Annotated in this window: 5 protein-coding genes; all 5 read left to right on the plus strand. The window is 76.5% G+C overall.

Annotation, left to right across the window (positions count from 1 at the left end; all coding sequences use genetic code 11):
* Nucleotides 1–117: 117 nt before the first annotated feature.
* From SM573_RS15665 to SM573_RS15685, 5 genes are read left to right on the plus strand one after another with little or no spacing between them, the layout of a single operon-like run.
* Nucleotides 118–3,591 (plus strand): AMP-binding protein, encoded by a 3,474-nt coding sequence (locus tag SM573_RS15665; protein WP_474616380.1) that lies wholly within the window; start codon nt 118–120, stop codon nt 3,589–3,591.
* Nucleotides 3,588–6,767: a thioesterase domain-containing protein gene (locus SM573_RS15670; RefSeq protein ID WP_474616381.1), complete on the plus strand. Its 3,180-nt coding sequence runs from the start codon at nt 3,588–3,590 to the stop codon at nt 6,765–6,767. The genes SM573_RS15665 and SM573_RS15670 overlap by 4 nt, the downstream gene beginning before the upstream one ends.
* On the plus strand, nt 6,764–9,073 hold the full coding sequence (locus tag SM573_RS15675) for a lantibiotic dehydratase (RefSeq protein WP_474616382.1): 2,310 nt from the start codon (nt 6,764–6,766) through the stop codon (nt 9,071–9,073). The genes SM573_RS15670 and SM573_RS15675 overlap by 4 nt, the downstream gene beginning before the upstream one ends.
* The gene (locus tag SM573_RS15680; protein WP_474616383.1) at nt 9,070–12,585 is read left to right on the plus strand and encodes an amino acid adenylation domain-containing protein; all 3,516 of its coding nucleotides are present in this window, start codon (nt 9,070–9,072) and stop codon (nt 12,583–12,585) included. The genes SM573_RS15675 and SM573_RS15680 overlap by 4 nt, the downstream gene beginning before the upstream one ends.
* A gap of 11 nt (nt 12,586–12,596) precedes the next feature.
* Entirely contained in the window at nt 12,597–18,062 is a 5,466-nt protein-coding gene (locus SM573_RS15685; RefSeq protein WP_474616384.1) for a type I polyketide synthase, read from the plus strand.
* Nucleotides 18,063–18,086 lie beyond the last annotated feature (24 nt).

Genomic DNA, 18,086 nt, shown 5'->3' on the forward strand with positions numbered 1-18,086 from the left:
TTTCTCCCAGGTATTGAGACTTATGCTGCTTCCATTGTGAAGTCCTGGGGGGGATCATGATCACGCTCGTCGAACGCTGCGCGTCCGTCCTCTGTGGAGAGACGTGCGCATCCTGACATGGCGAACCAGACCCTGATCCATCGCTTCGGCGATGTCGCCGCCGCCTGTCCCGACCACCCCGCCGTCCTCGCCGAGACCCGGCAGCTCACCTACGCCGAGCTCGCCGGCCTCGCCGGTGGGTACGCCGAGACGCTGGCCGCGGCCGGAGCCCGGCCCGGCGACCGCGTCGCGCTGCTGACCGCGCACGGGGCCCGCACCATCGCCGCCATCCTCGGCACCCTCGCCGCCGGCTGCGCGTACGTGCCGCTCGACCCGGGCTTTCCGCACCACCGGCTGCGGCAGATGCTCACCGGCGCCGGCGTGACGACCGTCGTCTGCGCCGCCGAGCACGAGCCCCTCGCCCGCCAGCTCGCCGCCGACCGGCCGGGCACCCGCGTCATCGTCGTCGACGACCCCCGCCCGGCCCCGCTGCGCCCCCGGGAGGTCGACCCCGGCGCGCTGGCGTACGTGCTGTTCACCTCCGGCTCGACCGGCGTGCCCAAGGCGGTCGGGCAGACCCACCGCAACCTGCTGCACGTGGTGCGCAACCAGATCGACACCCTCCACATCGGGCCGACCGACCGGCTCAGCCTGCTCGCCTCGTTCAGCTTCGACGCCGCCATCCCCGACCTCTACCCGGCGCTGCTCACCGGCGCCGCGGTCGTCCCCGTCGACCTGCGCCGCCACGGGTTGGCCCACGCGGTCGAACAGCTCGCCCGGCACCGCGTCACCATCTACCACTCGACCCCCACTGTCTACCGGTTCCTGCTCGACACACCCGGCGTCGAGCGCCTCGACCAGGTGCGGGTCGTGCTGCTCGGCGGGGAACAGGCCACCCACGCCGACGCCGCCCGCGGCCGGGGGCGGTTCGCCCCTGGCTGCGTGCTGGTCAACGGCTACGGCGCCACCGAGATGACCTTCGCCGCCCGGTACGCGCTGCCGCTGGCCGAGGCCGACCCGGCCGCGACCGGGCCGCTGCCGATCGGCACCGCGCTGCCCGGCTACCAGCTGCGCCTCAGCGAGGACGGCGAGATCGTGGTGCGCGGCCCGCACCTCGCCCCCGGCTATCTCGACCGGGACAGCGACCGGTTCTTCACCGACCGCGACGGCGTGCCCGCCTACCGCACGGGGGACCTGGGCGAGCGGCTGCCCGGCGGTGAGCTGCGCTGCCTCGGCCGGCTGGACCGGCAGGTCAAGGTGCGTGGCTTCCGGGTCGAGCTGACCGAGATCGAGGCGCTGCTCGCCGCCGAACCGGGCGTCGCCGGCGTGCGGGCCATCGCGCGCGACGGCGAGCTGCTGGCGTACGTCCGCCCGGCCGCGGGCCCGCTCGACCCCGCCGCCCTGCGCGCCGCGCTCGCCCGCCGGCTGCCCGAGTACGCGCTGCCCCGCGCGGTGGTGCCGGTCGACGAGTTCCCGCTCACCGTCACCGGCAAGATCGACGAGCGGGCGCTGCCGGACCCGAGCCACCCGGTGCCGGCCGGCGCGGCACCGGCCACCCCCACCGAGCGTGCCGTGCACGACATCTGGTGCGCGGTGCTGGGCCGCGACGCGGTCGGCCGCACGGACGGGTTCTTCGACGTCGGCGGCCAGTCCCTGCTCCTCGGGCAGGTGCAGCAGCGCCTCGCCGAACGGTTCGGGGTGCGGCTGCCGATGCTGCGGCTCTTCGCGCACCCCACCATCGCCGCGCAGGCCCGGCTGATCGACGACCCGCCCGCCGACCGGGCGCCGGCCCCGGCCCTCGCCACGCCGCCCGCGCCGTCGACGGCCGCCCGCGACTACACCGGCGACGAGATCGCCGTGGTGGGCCTCGCCGGCCGCTTCCCCGGCGCCCCCGACGTGGCCACCTTCTGGTGGAACCTCTGCGCCGGTGTGGACTCCATCCACGACCACAGCGACGCCGAACTGGCCGCGCTCGGCATCGGGCCGACGCTGCGCGCCGACCCCCGGCACGTCCGGGCCGCCGGCCGGCTCGACGGCGTCGCCGACTTCGACGCCGAGTTCTTCTCCTTCGCCGAGCAGGAGGCGGCCCGCACCGACCCGCAGCACCGGCTGTTCCTGGAGACCGCCTGGGAGGCGCTCGAGGACGCCGGGCACGACCCGACCCGCTTCCCCGGGCTGGTCGGCGTCTTCTCGGCCACCTCCGCGAACCGCTACTTCCTGTTCCATCTCATGGACAACCCGGCCGTGGTCGGCGACGTGGACCCGGACGACTGGGAGGCCCGGCTGATCGGGCGGCAGTTCACCGACCACCTGCCCGGGCAGGTGGCGTACCGGCTGGGGCTCACCGGCCCGGCGGTCGCCGTGCAGAGCGCCTGTTCCAGCTCGCTGGTCGCGGTCTGCCTCGCCGCGCAGAGCCTCGCGGACTACCAGTGCGACATCGCGCTCGCCGGCGGGGTCAACGTCACCTGGCCCCGCTACCGCCACACGCCCGGCGGGCTCGCCTCGCCCGACGGGCGGTGCCGCGCGTTCGACGAGGCGGCCAGCGGCTCCGGCTTCGGATCGGGCGTCGGCGTGGTCGCGTTGCGCCGGCTCGCCGACGCGCAGGCCGACGGCGATCGCGTCTACGCGATCCTGCCCGGCTGGGCGGTCACCAACGACGGCCCGGACCGCGCCGGCTACGCCGTGCCCGGCCCCGCCGGACAGGCCGCCGCGGTGGCGAACGCGCTCGCCGCCGCCGAGGTGGCGCCCGGCGAGGTCCGCTTCATCGAGGCGCACGGCAGCGGCACCCCGCTCGGCGACGCCATCGAGGTGGCCGCGCTGCACGAGGTGTACGCGGGCGGGCCCGCCGAGAGCTGCGCGCTCGGCTCCGTGAAGACCAACATCGGGCACCTCGACGCCGGGGCCGGCATCGCCGGCCTCATCAAGGCGGTGCTCGCCGTCCAGCACGGCACCATCCCGCCCAACCTGCACTACACGCGCCCACACCCGGAGATCGACCTGGCCGCCGGCCCGTTCTACGTACCCACCAAGGTGCGGGACTGGCCGGAGGCCCCGCGCCGGGTCGCCGGGGTCAGCTCGTTCGGGCTGGGCGGGACCAACGCCCACGTGGTCGTCGAGCAGCCCCCGCCGGTCGAACCGGTCGACGACCCGTCGCCCGCGGCGCACCTGCTGCCGGTCTCGGCGCGTACGCCGGCCGCGCTGCGGGACGCGTTGACCCGGCTGCGACGGCACCTCTCCGGCGCCGCGCCGGCGCTGGCCGAGGTGGCCGCCACGCTCGCGCTGGGCCGGCGCGCGTTCGCGTGCCGGGCCGCGGTGGTCGTCACCGACCTCGCGGGAGCCCTCGCCGCCCTCGACGAGCTGCTGGAGACCGGCGCGCGGGTCGCCGGCGAGCCCGGCGAGCTGCGCGAGCTGGCCACCGCCTGGGTGGCCGGGCAGAGCGTGGACTGGGCGGCGCTGCACCCCGAGGGCGGCATCCGCCGCACGGGCCTGCCCACCTACCCCTTCCAGCGGCAGCGGTACTGGATCGATCCCCCTCAGAAAGGCACGCGGTGAACTGGTTCGTCTCCGCCGGTGGCCGTGACGTGGCACCGGTGCAGCTCTTCTGCCTGCCCTACGCCGGGGCCGGGGCCAGCGCGTTCCGGCGCTGGCAGGCCGGCCTCGGCCCGGGCGTCGAGGTGCTGCCCGTGCAGCTGCCGGGCCGGGAGAACCGGATCACCGAGGACCCCCGGTTCACCGTGGCCGACGTCGCCCGGGCCGTCGCCGAGCGCGCCACCGGCCCGTACGCCGTGTACGGCCACTCCATGGGCGGTCGGCTCGGCTTCGAGGTGGTCCGCGAGCTGCGCCGGGAGGGGCGACCGCTGCCCCTGCGGCTCTACGTCGGCGGCGCCCGCGCCCCGCACGTCACCGCGCCCAGCCTCTTCGACGGGCTCTCCACCGTGGACGACGACGAGCTGCTGCGCCGCCTCGGCGACGGCGGTGGCCTCCCCGCCGAGGTGCTCGACCACCCCGAGCTGGTGGAGCTGCTGCTCCCGCTGCTGCGCGCCGACTTCGGCCGGGTGGACGGCTACCGCTACACGCCCGGCGAGCCGCTGCCGGTGCCGATCGTGGCGTTCAGCGGCCGGCGCGACCGGGCGGTGACCCGCGAGCACAGCGAGGCCTGGGCCCGGCACACCGCTGCCGGCTTCACCCTGCACGAGATCGACGGCGGGCACTTCTTCCTGCACGACGCCCTCGACGACCTGCTCGCCACGATCCGCACCGACCTGGCCGCCGCGCTCGCCGCGACGCCCGCGAGCACCGCCGTGCCGCCCGCGCGCACCGCCGCGCCGACCGTGACGGCCGCCACCGCCGCCACCGCCCGGCCGGGCACGGCCACCGGCGGGGCCACGGCGACGGCCGCGACGACCCGCAGGCTCGGCGGGCACCGGGTGCCGCTCGGCGACACCGGCTGGTCGGTGTGGCGGGACGCCATCCTGCGCACCACCGGCTTCCCCGCCGACGGGCTCACCATGCTCTCCGCCCCGCACGCCGCGGCCGCCGCGGACGAGCTGCTGGCCACCGGCTCCGGCGCCGAACAGTTCGACAAGGAGTTCGCCGAGGCGGTGGCCGCCGCGTCCCGCAAGCTCACCGAGCTGGCCGGCGACCCACTGCTGCGCGAGGCGGTCACCTGGCAGAACCGCAACGCCCTGCTCGCCCTCGACGGGCTGCGCCGCGGCGGCCCGGACGCGCCCCGCAACGTCCGCCGGCGGGACCGGGAACGAGCCCTGCTCAAGTACTGGCAACGCTACTGCGGCAAGAACGAGACCGTGGGCTTCTTCGGCCCGAGCTGCTGGGCCACCCTCGACCCGGCCCGGGAGGCGACCGCCGAGGTCCGGCCCGGCCCGACGCTGACCCGCCGCCGCTGGGTGTGGTTCGAGTCGTGGGCGCTGACCGCGTACGCCGACCGGATCGGTCAGGATCTCGCGGTGCGCGCGTGGTGGCCCCCGCGCCTCGCCCCGCACCTGCGCCTGGTCGACCGCGCGGTGCAGCGGCCCGGCCGGCCGCCCGTGCCGGTCTCCCCGGTGGAGGCGGCGCTGCTCGCCGCCGCCGACGGCCGCCGCCCGGCGCGGGACCTGGTCGCCGACGCCACGATCGGGCTGCGCCGCCCCGAGGACGGCTACGCGCTGCTCGACCGCCTCGTGGAGCGGGAACTGATCACCTGGGACGCCGGGCTGCCGGTCAGCCCGGACGCCGAGAACGTGCTGTGCGAGCGGATCGACGCGATCGGCGACAGCGGGGCGCGGGAGGCCGCCCGGGCCGGCCTCGACCGGCTCCGCGCGGCCCGGGACGCCGTCGCCGCGGCGGCCGGCGACCCGGACCGGCTCCGCGCGGCGCTCGACGCGCTCGACGAGACGTTCACCGCGCTCACCGGCCTGCCGCCGCGGCGCCGGGACGGCCAGATGTACGCCGGTCGGACGCTCTGCTACGAGGACACGAGCCGCGACCTCGACGTGGTGTTCGGCGCACCGCTGCTGGACGTGATCTCCGAGCCGCTCGGTGTGCTGCTGCACGCCGCCCGCTGGCTGGCCGGCGCGCTCGAGGAGGCGTACGGAGCGGTGTTCCGCGACCTGCACGAGGAGCTGCGCGCGGAGGCCGGCGGCGCCCCGGTGGCCCTGTCCGACCTGTGGTTCCTGGTCCAGGGGCTGTTCTGGGGCGACGGCGAGCGTCCCGTCGACGCCGTCGCCGCCGACTTCGCCGGCCGGTGGGCCGGTCTGTTCGGGCTGGACGCCCTCCCGCCGGGCACCACCGACGTCCGGCTCCGGGTGGCCGACCTCGCGGCGCGGGTCGCCGAGGTGTTCCCGACCGTCCGACCCGAGTGGAGCAACGCCCGCCTGCACAGCCCGGACCTGCAGATCTGCGCGGCCGACGCGGAGGCACTCGCCCGGGGCGAATGCACGGTGGTCCTCGGCGAGCTGCACGCCGCCTGGCCGTCGTTCGACTGCCAGGTGTTCACCCCGTCCCACCCCGACGTGGAGCGGCTGCGCGCCGCCCTCGCCGAGGACCTGGGCGAGCGGCGGATCCGGCTGCTCTTCCCCACCGACTGGCCCCGGCGCACGAGCCGGGTCGCCGAGGCGCTGATCGGCCCGACCGACCGGCAGCTGGCCTTCCTGCCGGCGCCCGGCGCGGAACCGGAGCGGGTGCTGCCGACGGTCGCGCTGACCGTCGACGACGAGGCGGGCCGGCTCGTCGCGACCGCGCCGGACGGGCAGCGCTGGCCGCTCACCGAGATCTTCGCGGGCCTGCTCGCCGCGCACGCCGTCGACGGGTTCAAGCTCGTGGCCGCCGCGCCCTACACGCCGCGGATCACGCTCGACCGGCTCGTGGTGGCCCGGCAGACCTGGCGCACCACCGTCGGGGAGAGCGGCCTGGGCACCGTGACGGGCGAACGGGAACGCTTCCTCGCCGTCCGCGCCTGGCGGCGTCGGCTCGGGCTGCCCGAGCAGGTGTACGTCAAGCTCGGCACCGAGACCAAGCCCTGCTTCGTGGACCTGAGCAGCCCGGCGTTCACCAACATGTTCTGCGCCATGGTGCGGGCCGCCCGCGGCGACGGTGGCGACGACGTGTCCCTGGTGGTCAGCGAGATGCTGCCGACCCCCGGCGACGCCTGGGTGCCCGACGCGCAGGGCCGGCGCTACTTCAGCGAGCTGCGACTGCACATCGTGGACGACGCCGCGGAGGTGACCCGGTGAGCCACCGGATCCCGCTGGGCGACACCGGGTGGTGGGTGTGGCGCGACGTCGTGCTGCGGACCGCCGGCTTCCCGGCCGCCGGGCTCGACGCGTTCGCCGCGCCCGGGGCCGCGGCCGCCGCCGACGCGCTGCTGGCCGGGACGGGCACCCGCGAGCTGTTCGACAAGGAGTTCCACGCGGCCCAGCTCGACGCCTCCACGCGGGCCGACGCCATCGCCGCCGACCCGCTGCTGCGCGAGGCGGTCACCTGGCAGAACCCCGAGATGCTCGTCGCGCTCGACGGGCTGCTGCGCACCGACCCCGCGGCCCGCAACTGGCGCCGACGGCGACGTGAGACCGCGCTGCTGCGGTACTGGCAGCGCTACTGCGGCAAGGCGGAGACCATCGGGTTCTTCGGCCCGGTCTGTTGGGGCAGCCTCGACCCGGACGACCCGTCGACCCGGCTGCGTCCCGGCGCCGGCACACTCGCCCGCCGGGAGGTGCACTTCGAGGCGTGGGCGCTCATCGCGTACGCCGACCGGCTCGCCGACGACCCGGCGGTGCGACGGTGGTGGGCCCCGGCGCTGCCGCCGCACCTGAGCGTGTCCGGGCGGCGGCTGCGCCGGCCGCTGCACCCGCCGGTGGACCTCAGCGCCGCCGAGGCGCTGCTGCTGGCGCACTGCGACGGGCGCACCCCGGCCGCGACGGTGGTGCGGCGCTGCCTGCGCGACGCCGACGGCCCGCTGCGCTCGGAGGCCGACGGTTTCCTGCTGCTCGACCGGCTGGTGCAGCGGTCCCTGCTGACCTGGGACGCGGGGCTGCCGATCAGCCCGCGCGCCGAGCAGGTGCTGCGCGACCGGCTCGCCGCGATCGGCGATCCGGCGGTCCGCGCCGAGGTGACGGCGGGATTCGACCGGCTCTGCGCGGCCCGCGACGCGGTCGCCGGCGCGGCCGGGGACCCGGACCGGCTCCGCGCCGCGCTCGCCGCGCTCAACGCCGAGTTCACCGCCGTCACCGGCCGGCCGGCCGTCCGCCACGGCGGGCAGATGTACGCCGGCCGCACCGTGCTCTACGAGGAGACGGCCCGGGACCTCGACGTCGTCGTCGGCTCGGCGGTGCTGGACGCGCTCGCCGCGCCGCTGGCGATCGTGCTGGCCGCCGCGCGCTGGCTCACCGCCGAGGTCGGCGCCGCGCTGCGCCGGCTGCTCCACGAGCTGTACGAGGAGCTGCGCGGCGAGGGCCCGGTGCGGCTGGCCGACGTCTGGTCGTTGGCGCAGGGACTGCTGCTCGCCCCGGACGGCCCGCTCGCCGGCGCCGGCGCGCGGTTCACCGCCCGCTGGGCGGAGCTGTTCGGTCTCGACGCGGACGCCGCCGCGCAGCCGGAGGTGCGGCTGCGCAGCGTGGACCTGGCGGAGCGCGCGGCCCGGATCTTCGCGGCGTCCGGCCCGGGCTGGCCGTCGGCCCGGATCCACAGCCCGGACGTGACGATCGCCGCCACCGACGTGGCCGCCGTCAACCGGGGCGACTTCCTGCTGGTGCTCGGCGAGCTGCACCCCGCGTACACGCCGTTCGACAGCGCGGTGTTCACCCCGTTCCACCCCGACCCGTCGGCGCTGCGCGCCGGGTTCGACGCCGACCTCGGCCCCGCCCGGATCCGGGTGCTCTACCCCGAGGGCTTCCCCCGCGTCACCACCCGCACCACGTACGCCACGGTGGGGCCGGCCGACCGGCAGCTCGGCATCGACACCGCCCGCGGCGCGGACGTGCGGCGGCTCGTGCCCGCCACCGAGGTGCGGGTCGAACCCGACGGAGGGGACCTGGTCGCCGTGGGGCCGGACGGCAGCCGCTGGCCCCTGGTGGAGATCTTCGGGCACCTGCTCGGCGCGCTGCTGCTGGACAGCTTCAAGCTGGTCGCGCCGGCCCCGCACACGCCCCGGATCACCATCGACCGGCTCGTCGTGGCCCGGCGCACCTGGCGGACCACGGTCGGGGAGAGCGGCCTCGCCGGGATCACCGGCGACGAGGAGCGGTTCCTCGCCGTACGCCGCTTCCGGCGGCGGCTCGGCCTGCCGGAGCGGGTCTTCCTGAAGATCGGCACCGAGGTCAAGCCCTGCTACGTCGACTTCACCGGGCCGCTGCACGCCCAGTCGCTCTGCGCCATGGTCGACGCCGCGGCCCGCACCGGCCCCGACGTGTCCGTGGTGGTGAGCGAGCTGCTGCCGGCGCTCTCCGACACGTGGGTGACCGACGCGCGGGGGCGCGGTCACGTCAGCGAACTGCGCCTGCAGATCACCGATCCGATGAGCTACCGGGGAGAGAACGGGTGACCGACATCCTGTCCATGAGCGCGGCGCAGGGCGAGCCGCTGCCCTGGCCGGACGCCACGCTGGCCGAGCTGGTCGTCGCACAGGCCGCCCGTACCCCCGACGCGGTGGCCGTGCGCCAGTGGGACGACCGGCTCAGCTACCGGGACCTGCTGGACCGGGCGGCGGGGGTGGCCGCGGCGCTGCGGTCACGCGGCGTCGGCCGGCAGAGCCGTGTCGGGGTCTGCGGCCGGCGCCGGCCGGACCTGGTCGCGACCGTGCTCGGCGTGCTGCTTGCCGGGGCCTGCTACGTGCCCCTGGAGCCCGGCGGACCACGGCGGCGGCTGCGGGAGATCGCCGCGGACGCGGGCGTCACCGTTGTCGTCGGCGACGCCGCCGAGAGCGAGTTCGCGGGTGTGCCCGGCATCGAGGCGCTCGGGCTGCCCGGCCCGGCGCCGCTCGCGCCGTGCCCCGCCCGGCCCGGTGACCCGGCGTACGTGCTGTTCACCTCCGGGTCGACCGGCCGCCCGAAGGGGGTGCTCACCACCCACCGCAACGCGGTCGAGTTCGTCCACGGAGTGGTGGCGCTCAGCGGCGCGGACGCCGGCGTGCGCAGCCTCGGCATCGCCTCGCTGGGCTTCGACGCGGCCACCATGGACCTCTTCGTCCCGCTGCTGCTCGGCGGCTCGGTGCAACTGCTCGGCGCGGACGACCGGGCCGACCCGGTGCGCCTCGCCCGGTTCATCGCCGCGCACGAGGTCAACTGGGGTTTCATCACCCCCACCGTGCTGTCCATGCTGGACCCGGCCGAGGTGCCCGGCTGGCGGGTGGTGCTCTGCGGCGGCGAGGCGGTCCCCGCCGAGCTGGCCGCCCGGTGGGCGCCGGGACGCACGTTCCTCAACGGCTACGGGCCGACCGAGACGACCGTGCTGGCGGTGAGCGGCCCGCTGAGCGCGGACGAGACCGACCCGGTGCCGATCGGCCGGCCGCTGCCCAACCACCGCGCGTACGTGGTCGACGCCGAGCTGCGCCCGGTACCGGCGGGGGAGACCGGCGAGCTGCTGATTGGCGGCCCGGGCCTGGCGGACGGCTACCTCAACCGGCCGGGGCTGACCGCCGAGCGGTTCGTCCCCGACCCGTTCTCCGACCTGCCCGGCGAGCGGCTGTACCGCACCGGCGACCTCGTCCGGCAGACGCCCGACGGCCGGATCGTCTACCTCGGCCGGGCCGACCGTCAGGTGAAGATCCGTGGCCAGCGCATCGAGCTGGGCGAGGTGGAGGCGGTGCTCGCCGACCTGCCCGGCGTGGACCGGGTGGTCGTCGAGGCCCTGCCCGGCCCGGCCGGCACGGAACTCGTCGCCTTCCTCACCCCGGCGGACGCCCCCGACGACGAGCGGCTGCGCGCGTACGCCGGCCCCCGGCTGACCACCGCGATGCTGCCGGCGCGGGTGCTGCGCCTCGACGACCTGCCCGTCAGCCCGACCACCGGCAAGCTGGACCGGCCGGCGCTGCGCGCCCTGGCCGCCGCCGGCCGCGACGACGACCCGGCGGCGCGGCCGGTCGACCCGGACGAACCGCTCGACGCGGGCGTACGGCGCATCTGGACCCGGCTGCTCGGCGCCGCCCCCGCCGGGGACACCGACTTCCTCGCCGCCGGGGGCAACTCCATCGCGGCGATGCGGCTGGTCGCCGCCGTGCGGGCCGAGCTGGGTCGGCACGTCGACACCCGCGACGTCCTCACCGGCCGCACCTTCGCCGGCCTCGTCGAGCGGGTCGCCGCCGCGGCGGCGACCGACGGGGACGGGCTCACCACCGGCAACCCGCCGACGCTGTCCCCGCCGCAGCGCCGACTGTGGTTCGTCGACCAGCTCGCGCCGTCCAGCGCGCCCTACAACATCGCGGTGGCCCACCGCCTGCACGGTCCGCTCGACGTCGCCGCGCTCGGTGCGGCGCTGCGGGCCGTCGTCGAGCGGCACGACGTGCTGCGCTGGCGGATCCCGCAGACCGGCGGTGTGCCCTACGCGGTGCGCGAGGAGCCCACCGACGTGGCCGTGCCGGTGGTCGACCTGACCGGCGGCGCCGACCGGGAGCGGGAGCTGGCCGACATGCTCGCCGCGGGCGCCGGGCACGCGTTCGACCTGGCCACCGGGCCACCGTGGCAGGTGACCGTCTACCGGCTCGGCCCGGCCGAGCACGTGCTGGCGATCACCCTGCACCACGCGGTGTTCGACGGCTGGTCGGAGGCGGTCCTCTACGACGACCTCGCCGCCGCCTACGCCCAGGCGGTGGCCGGGCGCACGCCCCGGCTGCCCGCGCTGGCGGCCACCTACGCCGACTACGCGGTGTGGCGGGCGGAGCGCGACCGCCGTCGGGGCGAGGCGGACCTGGCCTGGTGGACGGCGCACCTGCGCGACGCGCCGGCCGTGCTCGACCTGCCGCGGGACCGCCCCCGCCCCGCCGTGCAGACCTACGCCGGGGCCGAGTCGGCCGTACGGTTGCCTGAGGCGACCGATCGGGCGGTGCGCGCCCTGGCCGAACGGCGGGGCACGACCGTCGCCGCGGTGCTGCTGGCCGCCTTCGGCGAGCTGCTCGCCCGGCTCACCGGCGGCGACGACCACGTGCTCGGCGCGATCGTCGCCGACCGGCGGCTGGCCGCGTTCGACGACGTGGTCGGCTTCTTCATCGACACCGTGCCCGTCCGGGTACGCACCGGCGGGGCAAGCTTCGCCGACCTCGTCGACCGGTGCGCCGCCGAGCTGCACGAGGTGACCACCCACCCGGGCGCGCCCCTGGAGCGGATCGTCGAGGCGCTCGGGGTCGGCCGCGACACGTCCCGCGCCCCGCTGGTGCAGGTGCTGTTCAACGTGCTCAACTTCGTCCCGCCCCGGCTCGCGCTGACCGGCCTCGCCGGCGAGCCGGTCCCGGTGCCGAAGCCCGGCTCGCCGTTCGACATCACCGTGTACGTGGTGGAGCGCGCCGGCCGGGTCGGCGTCGAGGTGGTGCACAACCCGGACCTCTTCGACGGCGAGCGGATCGACGCGTTGCTGGCCGACCTGGCGGCGCTGGTCGGCGCGCTCGCGGCCGACCCCGACGCGCCGGCCCGCGAGGTCGCCGCCGAGCTGCCCCGCCCGACCGTCCGGGTGGCCCAGCTCGGCGCGATGACCGTGGCCGCCACCGAGCCACCGCGGGCCGTCCTGCCGACCGGTCCGGACGGGCTCACCGAGACCGAGGAGCTGGTCGCCGCCATCTGGCGGGAGGTGCTGGAGCGCGACCGGGTGGGCGTCACCGACAACTTCTTCGACATCGGCGGCCACTCGCTCGCCCTGGCCGAGGTGCACGCCCGGCTCACCGCCGCCACCGGTCGCTCGATCAAGATGCTCGACCTCTTCCGCCACCCCACGATCCGCGCGCTCGCCGCCAGCCTCGACGGCGCCGCCGACCGGCCGGAGCTGGCCCGCGCTGCCCTGCGGGCCGCCGCTCGGCGTAGCCGTACCCGTCGTAATCCACCCCGCCGCCCCGGCGGCACCACGCACTGAAGGACACCGTGATGGACGTTCCGACCGCAACCGACCTGTCCGGCGACGGCGACGGCATCGAGCCGATCGCGATCGTCGGAATGGCCGCCCGCCTGCCCGGCGCGGCGGACGTGAACGAGTTCTGGCGCAACCTGGTCGACGGTGTCGAGTCGGTCACCGAGCTGACCCGCGAGGAGCAGCTGGCCCGGGGCGCCACCGTGGAGGAGGTGGACGACCCCGGCTGGGTCAACCGCGCCCCGCTGATCGACGGGTACGACGAGTTCGACGCCGGCCTGTTCGGGATGACCGACCGGGAAGCGGCGATGACCGACCCGCAGCACCGGCTGTTCCTGGAGTCCTGCCACGCCGCGCTGGAGGACGCCGGCTACGACCCGTCCCGCTACGACGGCGCGGTCGGCGTGTACGCCGGCACCGGCGGCAACACCTACCTGCACCGCAACGTGCTGCGCAACAAGCGCGTCGGCGGCAGCCCGCACAGCGCCGTGTCCATCGCCACCGGCAACTCACCCAACTACGTGGCGACCAACGTGTCGTACCGGCTGGACCTGCGCGGGCCGAGCCTCACCGTCCACACCGCCTGCTCGACCTCGCTGGTCGCGTTCCACCTGGCCTGCGAGGCGCTGCGCAACGGCGAGTGCGACATGGCCCTCGCCGGCGGCGTGAACGTGGAGCTGCCGCACGTCGGATACCTCGGCATGGACGGCTTCACCTCACCCGACGGCCGCTGCCGCCCGTTCGACGCGGGCGCGAACGGCACCGTGTGGGGCAGCGGCGTCGGCGTCACCCTGCTCAAGCGCCTCTCCGACGCGATCGCCGACGGCGACCCGATCCGGGCGGTCGTGCTCGGCAACGCGATCAACAACGACGGCGCCGGCAAGGTCGGCTTCACCGCGCCGAGCATCGACGGGCAGACGGAGGCGATCGCCCAGGCCGTGGCCATGGCCGGCGTCGACCCGCGCACCATCAGCTACGTCGAGGCGCACGGCACCGGCACCGCCATGGGCGACCCCATCGAGGTCGCGGCGCTCGCCGCGGTGTACGGCCGGGAGACCGACGACCGCGGCTGGTGCGGCATCGGGTCGGTGAAGTCCAACATCGGCCACCTCAGCCAGCCCTCCGGGATCGTCAGCGTCATCAAGACGGTGCTCGCCATGGAGCACGGCCTGATCCCGCCCACGATCAACTACGAGACCCCGAACCCGGCCATCGAGTTCGCCGACACGCCCTTCTACGTGGCCAACACCCTCACCAAGTGGGACGCCGACGCCGGCCCGCGCCGGGCCGGCGTCAGCTCCTTCGGCATCGGCGGCACGAACGCCCACGTGGTGCTGGAGCAGGCGCCCGCGGCGTACCGCAGCGCCCGGCGGGTGCGCCCCGCGCAGCTGCTGCACGTCTCGGCGCAGACCGCCACGGCCCTGGACAGCGCGGTGCAGCGCCTCGCCGCGCACCTGGGCGAGGCGGCCGACGCCGGGCCGGAGTACCTCGCGGACGTGGCGCACACGCTGCGGGTGGGCCGGCGGGAGTACCCGCACCGGGCGGCCGTGGTCGCCACGGACCTGCCCGACGCGATCGCCGCTCTCGGCAACCCCCGGCGCGTGCAGCGCGGCGTGGCCGAGGGGCCCACGCCCCGCCTCGCGTTCCTCTTCTCCGGCCAGGGCTCCCAGTACGCCGGCATGGGCGCGCAGCTCTACGCCGAGGAGCCCGGCTTCGCGGCGACCGTGAACGAGTGCGCCGAGCTGCTGCACCCCGAGCTGGGGCTGGACATCCGCGACCTGATCCTGGGCCGCGAGCCGGAGGCCGGCGAGAAGCTGACCCAGACCCGCTACACCCAACCCGCCCTCTTCGTGATCGAGTACGCCCTGGCCCGGCTCTGGCAGGAGGCCGGGGCGAAGCCCGCCGCGATGATCGGGCACTCCATCGGCGAGTACGTGGCCGCCACCGTGGCCGGGGTGCTCAGCCTCCCCGACGCGCTCCGGGTCGTGGCCGCCCGCGGCCGGCTCATGCAGTCCCTCCCGGCCGGCTCGATGCTCGCCGTCTCGCTCGACGAGTCGGCGATCGCCGAGCGCCTGCCCGAGGGGTTGGCCGTCGCCACGGTCAACGGTCCCGGCACCTGCGTGGTGGCCGGCGAGACCGAGGCGGTCACCGCCTTCGCCGAGATGCTCAAGGGCAAGAGCAAGATGCTGCGCACCTCGCACGCCTTCCACTCCCCGATGATGGAGCCGATCCTCGGCGAGTTCACCGCGCTGATGGCGTCGGTGACCCTGCGCCCGCCCACGGTCCCGTTCCTGTCCAACGTCACCGGCACGTGGATCACCGACGAGCAGGCCACCGACCCGGCGTACTGGGCGTCGCACCTGCGCCGGCCGGTGCGCTTCGGCGACTGCGTGGCCACCCTGCTGCGCGAGGGCACCTGGCAGCTCGTCGAGTGCGGCCCCGGCAGGCAACTGGCGAACCTGGCCCGCATGCAGGTCGCCAAGGCGTCGTCCGAGCAGCGCAGACTCACCCCGCTGGGCAGCCTCCCCGGCCCCGGCGAGTCCACCGGCGACGTGGCCACCCTCCTCGGCGCCGCCGCCGTGCTCTGGTGCGCCGGCGCCCCGGTGCGGCTGGGCGCCGACCCGCACGCGCGGCGCGTGCCCCTGCCCACCTACCCGTTCGAGCGGCGTCGCCACTGGGTCGACCCGGACCCGGAGCAGCAGGTGGCCGCGCCGGTGGAGACCGGGCCACGGCCACTCGCGCAGTGGTTCGCCGTACCGGTCTGGCGGCAGGCCGCCCCGCAGCCGGGTACCGAGCCGCTGGGCCGCTGCCTCGTCCTCGTCGACGGCCCGCGCGGCGAGGCGCTGCTGGCCGGACTGCGGGCCGCCGGAGCCGAACCCGTCGAGGTACGCGCCGGCGACTCCTTCGCCGCGACGCCGACCGGTTACCGGCTGCGCCCCGGCGCCCGCGAGGACCACGACGCGCTGGTCGCCGCACTCGCCGCCGACGGCGTGCCGGCCCGGATCGTGCACGCGTTCACGCTGGACGGCGAGCCGACCGGCACGGACATCACCGCGACCTGGGCGGCGCAGGAGCGGGGCTTCTTCAGCGCGCTGCACCTCGTGCAGGCGCTCGCCGGCGCCGGCCTGACCGCCACCGAGGACACCCGCACGCTCGACCTCGTCACCGCCGGTGTCGGCGACGTACGCGGCGACGACCTGGTCCGCCCCGAGCACGCCACCCTCGCGGGGCTGGCCCGGGTGCTCCCCGCCGAGCTGCCCGGGCTCGCCGTCCGCCTGATCGACGCCGACCCGACCGACGGCGACGCCCGCCCCCTGGTGGCCGAGCTGCGCCGCCCCCGCGACTCGGCCCGCGGCGAGCTGGCGCTGCGCGGCGGTCGCCGCTGGGTGGCCGACCACGAGCAGGTCACCCTCGACGCCGAGGGCGAGCCGGGTGCGCTGCGCGACGGCGGCCGGTACCTGATCACCGGCGGTCTGGGCGGCATCGGCATCACCCTGGCCGAGGACTTCGCCCGCCGGGCGCGGGCGCGGCTCGTGCTGCTCGCCCGCTCCGGGCTGCCCCCGCGCGCGCAGTGGGACGCCCACCTCGCCGTGCACGGCAGCGCCGACCGGACCGGCCGGGCGATCGCCGCGATCCGCCGGATGGAGACGGCCGGCGCCCAGGTGCTGGTGCTCGCCGCCGACGTCACCGACCCGGCCGCCCTGCGCGACGTCCGGGCCGCCGCCGAGCAGGCGTACGGCGGGATCGACGGCATCGTGCACGCGGCCGGCCTGCCCGGCGGCGGCATGGCCGAGGTCAAGGAGCGGGACGAGGCGCAGCGGGTGCTCGCGCCGAAGCTCGCCGGCACCCTCGCGCTCGCGCAGGTCTTCGGCGACCTCCCGCTCGACTTCGTGGTGCTCTGCTCGTCGATCACCGCGGTGATCGGCGGGTTCGGGCAGGTCGACTACTGCGCCGCCAACGCCTTCCTCGACGCGCACGCCCGCGCCGGGCGCGGCTGGCAGGCCCCGGTGCTGTCGCAGAACTGGGGCGGCTGGGCCGAGGTCGGCATGGCCGTGGAGACCGACGTCCCGGCGGGCTTCCGGGCCGCCGGGCGGGACACGGTCACCAGCGCGGTCGACCACCCGGTGCTCACCACGCTCGTGAGCGGGCCGGAGGGCACCGTGCTGCACGGGCTGGTCTCCGCCACCACCCACTGGCTGCTCGACGAGCACCGCATCGGCGGCGCGCCGGTGGTGCCGGGCACCGCACACCTGGAGTCGGTGCGCGCGGCGGTGGCCGCGGCCGTGCCCGCCCCCGCCGCCGACGCGGTGGTGGAGCTGCGCGACGTGGCCTTCCTGGAGCCGTTCGCGGTGCCGGACGGCACGATCGCCCAGTACCGGGTCGAGCTGGCCCCCGCCGACGACAGCGTGGACTTCACGGTGCGCAGCCTGGCCGGCGGCGTCCTGCGCACGCACGTGCGCGGTTCCGCCGGCTGGACGACCGAGCCGGCCCCGCCCGCCGGGCCGGTGACCGTCACGGGTCGCCGCGTCGACGACGACGCGTCCTTCGGCCGCGGCCGCACCAGCATGCTGGCCTTCGGTCCACGGTGGAACGCGCTGCGGGAGCACCACCTCGGCGACGGGGAGGAGCTGGCGCGCGTCGAGGCACCCGCCGAGGCGGCCGGCGACCTGCCCTCGTGGGGCCTGCACCCGGCCCTGCTCGACGTGGCCACGGCGTTCGGCCGTGGCCAGGGCTCCGGCACCTACCTGCCGCTGTCCTACGGCCGGATCGTGGTGCGCGGGCCGCTGCCGGCGCGCTTCACCAGCCACCTGCGGCACCGGCCAAGCGCCACCGACGAGGTGGTCGCCGCCGACCTGACCCTGCGCGACGAGGCGGGCCACGAGCTGGTCGCGATCAGCGACTTCGTGCTGCGCCGGGTCGACCAGGGCGCCGTGACCGGCGGCCTGGCCGCGACCGTCCCCGCCGAGCAGACGCCGGCCGGCCCGAGCGAGGACATCCGGCCGGTGGACGGCGCGGAGGCCTTCCGCCGCAGCCTCACCGCCGGGCTCGGGGCGCAGGTCGTCATCGCCACCCGGACGGTGGCCGACATCCGCGACCGCGCCGGCCGGGTCACCACGGAGAGTCTCGAGAGCGAGCCGGAGACCGCGGCCGCGCCGGCGACGTACGGTGGCGGCTCCGCCGCGCCGAGCACCGAGCTGGAGATCGCCATCGCCCAGGTGTGGCGGGACGCCCTCGGCGTGGCCGAGGTGGGGGTCGACGACGACTTCTTCTCCCTCGGCGGCAACTCGCTGGTGGCGGTGCAGCTCATCGCGGCGATGCGCAAGGCCACCGGTGTCCGGCTGCCGATGCGCAGCCTCTTCGAGACGCCGACCGTGGCCGGGCTCGCCGCCCGGATCGAGGAGCTGCGGGCCACCGCCCCCGCCACCGACGAACCGCAGGCTCCCGCCGCCGTGCCCGCCATCCCCCGACTGCCGCGCGCCTGAGACCGAGAACAGGAGTTTGGAGAA

It is taken from the genome of Micromonospora xinjiangensis, from assembly GCF_056150165.1.

Excerpts from the sequence above, each read along its gene's own strand:
- SM573_RS15685 (WP_474616384.1), top strand. The coding sequence starts at position 12,597 with ATGGACGTTCCGACCGCAACCGACCTGTCCGGCGACGGCGACGGCATC.
- SM573_RS15665 (WP_474616380.1), top strand. The coding sequence starts at position 118 with ATGGCGAACCAGACCCTGATCCATCGCTTCGGCGATGTCGCCGCCGCC.